General features: G+C 62.9%; 2 protein-coding genes. One reads left to right on the top strand and one right to left on the bottom strand.

Features of this window, described 5'->3' with window-relative positions; translation table 11 throughout:
• Nucleotides 1–776: 776 nt before the first annotated feature.
• On the bottom strand, nucleotides 777–2,075 hold the full coding sequence (gene preA / locus ACK5L9_RS06830; protein ID WP_416910717.1) for an NAD-dependent dihydropyrimidine dehydrogenase subunit PreA: 1,299 nt from the start codon (nucleotides 2,073–2,075) through the stop codon (nucleotides 777–779).
• 112 nt (nucleotides 2,076–2,187) lie between these two features.
• Here preA and ACK5L9_RS06825 point away from each other — a divergent pair.
• Nucleotides 2,188–2,919: hypothetical protein (locus tag ACK5L9_RS06825; protein ID WP_416910716.1), on the top strand; the 732-nt coding region annotated here is incomplete at its 3' end.

Here is a 2,919-nt window from a genome sequence, read left to right as displayed (position 1 = left end):
TATGTGCTGGGATGCCTTGCCGCCTATCTGACTCCGGGCATTCCGCCGCTGAACGGCATCGTCGTGGCGGTGCTGGCCTATATCGCGACCGACAAGCTGCTGGCCCGTCAGCCGGGCGGAGCGAGGCCGGCGTAAGGCGCGTCTTGCCCGAAACCGAGGTATGACGTCACCGCCGGATGATTTGCGTCCCGCGATGGCCGGGGGCGCTGCGCCCCCCGGACCCCCCGCCCGACACGCAGGGGCAGGGTATCTGCTTGACGGCAGAGGTTGCGCATAGTCCCGGCTGCCTGCCGCCCGGTCGCAATAACCTTGGCCGGGCAATCTTGCCAAGAATAGCCGATAGACCTAGACTGAACCACTCGTTCATTTCATGGCAGAATTTCTGCTTTGAGCCCAAACCTACTGCGGACAAGTCAAGAAATTCGGCTACGGTGCGGGGTTCTCTGCAATCTCATTGAGCACTGATCGTGTGCTACGCATTGCCATCATCCAGCGAACAGCCCATTCAAAGCAAAGATTTTTCACGCACCGCCCCGCGCAGCGCCCGTCTGGACTTGTCGAAAGTAGACTGCCAAGACGGCAAAATCAATTTCGAAATTTGAGCGGCAGCTTTGTCCCGCACAGCGGACCTACAGGCAGATCGCGGCGAATGTCTGAAGGGGCCGGCTGCGGCGATGGCAAAGGGCCAGCGGACGACCTCAGGGGGCGGTTGGCCGCTGGCCCGGCGGGCTGGTGCCCTTGATTCCGGGCCGGGTCTGACGGCGGGCGACCGGGCGTTATTCGGCTGCTTTTGCCATCGGGTTGTTCGGATGCGTCGTCCAGTTGGCATAATCCCCGCGCCGCTGGCCGGTCCGGGGGTCGGTCTCGCCGACTTCCAGTTCGCGCATGGTGATGCAATTCTCGACCGGGCAGACATCGACGCAGAGATTGCAGGCCACGCATTCGTCATCCATCACCTCGAACACGCGGCCCGGTTTCATCGCGATGGCCTGATGGCTGGTATCCTCGCAGGCGGCATAGCAGCGGCCGCATTTGATGCAGGCCTGTTGATCGATTACCGCCTTGGCGACATAGTTCAGGTTTAGCTGGTTCCAGTCGCTGACATTCGGTACCGCGCGCCCGATCAGGTCGGACAGCGCCATGTCGCGCGTCTCAAGATAATCGCGCAGCCCGCTGATCATCTCTTGCACGACCTTGAAGCCATAGGTCATCGCGGCCGTGCAGACCTGCACATTGCCTGCGCCAAGTGCCATGAACTCGGCCGCGTCGCGCCATGTGGTGATGCCGCCAATGCCGCTGATCGGCAGGCCGCGGGTTTCCGGGCTGCGGGCGATTTCGGCCACCATGTTCAGCGCGATGGGCCGGACCGCCGGCCCGCAATAGCCGCCATGCGCGCCCTTGCCGTCGATGGTCGGTTCAGGCGCGAACAGATCCAGATCGACCGAGGTGATGCTGTTGATCGTGTTGATCAGGCTGACCGCATCCGCGCCGCCGCGTTTTGCCGCCTCGGCGGGCTTGCGGATATCGGTGATGTTCGGGGTCAGCTTTACGATGCAGGGCATGCGCGAATATTGCTTGACCCAACGTGTGACCATCTCGATATAGTCGGGCACCTGACCGACCGCCGATCCCATGCCGCGTTCCGACATGCCATGCGGGCAGCCGAAATTCAGTTCCACCCCGTCAGCGCCGGTATCCTCGATGCGTTTCAGGATCGATTTCCAGCTTTCCTCGTCGCAGGGGACCATCAGGCTGATGATCAGGGCCCGGTCGGGGTAGTCGCGCTTGACCTGTTTGATCTCGCGCAGGTTCACCTCCAGCGGGCGGTCGGTGATCAGTTCGATATTGTTCAGTCCCAGAACGCGCCGGTCCGGGCCATGCACCACCCCGTAACGCGGCCCGTTCACGTTGACGACCGGCGGCCCCTCTGCCCCCAGTGTTTTCCAGACCACACCGCCCCAACCGGCCTGATAGGCACGGCGGACGTTATATTCCTTGTCGGTTGGCGGGGCCGAGGCCAGCCAGAACGGGTTGGGGGATTTAATTCCGATAAAGTCCGAACGCAGGTCAGCCATGGGTTCATTCCTTTCTGGTCGAACGGTTCAGGGGGGTATTTTCGGCAAGACACCCCCGGCCCCGTTTGCTATTTCGATGCCAAGGGGACACAGCAGGCAGAGGACGGGCGAAATGGCCGCAAAGCGACTGACCATCATCACATCCGCGACCGGTTTTCCTGTCGGGGGCGGAATGCATCTGGACAAGAAATTCGTCGCCGGGATGGAGCGTTATACCTCGTCCTGGGATGGTCCCGTGCGCTGCCTGATCCCGTCCCACCCGCGCCAGCAACCCTTTGGCGGGGTGTTCCTCCCCGAGGAGCTGCCCTTCGAGGCGCGGCTGTTCGCTTCGGCGCGGGACGAGCTTGCCGCGACCATGTCCGACACGGATGTCGCGCTGATCAGCGGAGACAATGCCGACTATCTTTTCCTGGCCGATCTTTGCCGCAACACCAAAACGGCGGTCGCGTTCACCATCGAATACACGCTTAAGACCCGGATGCAGATCAATTCGCTGGACAGCAGCCGTTCGGCCCTGCGCAAGCTGAGGGGGGCGCTGTGGCTGTTGTCGGTCGAACGCCGCCGCCGCGCTGCCTTTCGCAAGGCCGCCGGGCTGCAGGCCAATGGTTATCCGGCCTTCGAGGCGTTTCGTCCGCTGAACCCCAGCACCATCTGGTATCTCGACAACCGGATGGACGACGACATCTGCGCCACGCCCGACGAACAATCGCGGCGGCATGCGCATCTGACGGATGGCGGGCCGCTGCGGCTGCTGCATTCCGGGCGGCTTGAGGCGATGAAGGGCTCGCAGGATCTGGTGCCCATCGCGCGCGCCCTGCGGGATCGGGGCGTGGATTTCCATCTG

The sequence above is a fragment of the Paracoccus sp. (in: a-proteobacteria) genome (assembly GCF_047973135.1).
In the GTDB taxonomy this organism is placed as follows: domain Bacteria; phylum Pseudomonadota; class Alphaproteobacteria; order Rhodobacterales; family Rhodobacteraceae; genus Paracoccus.
Note: the sequence above shows the minus strand (reverse complement) of the source record. Positions and strands in the feature narration are given on the sequence as shown.

What these genes read in the sequence shown, in the direction of transcription:
- preA (WP_416910717.1), bottom strand. Translation starts at nt 2,075, where the DNA reads ATGGCTGACCTGCGTTCGGACTTTATCGGAATTAAATCCCCCAACCCG.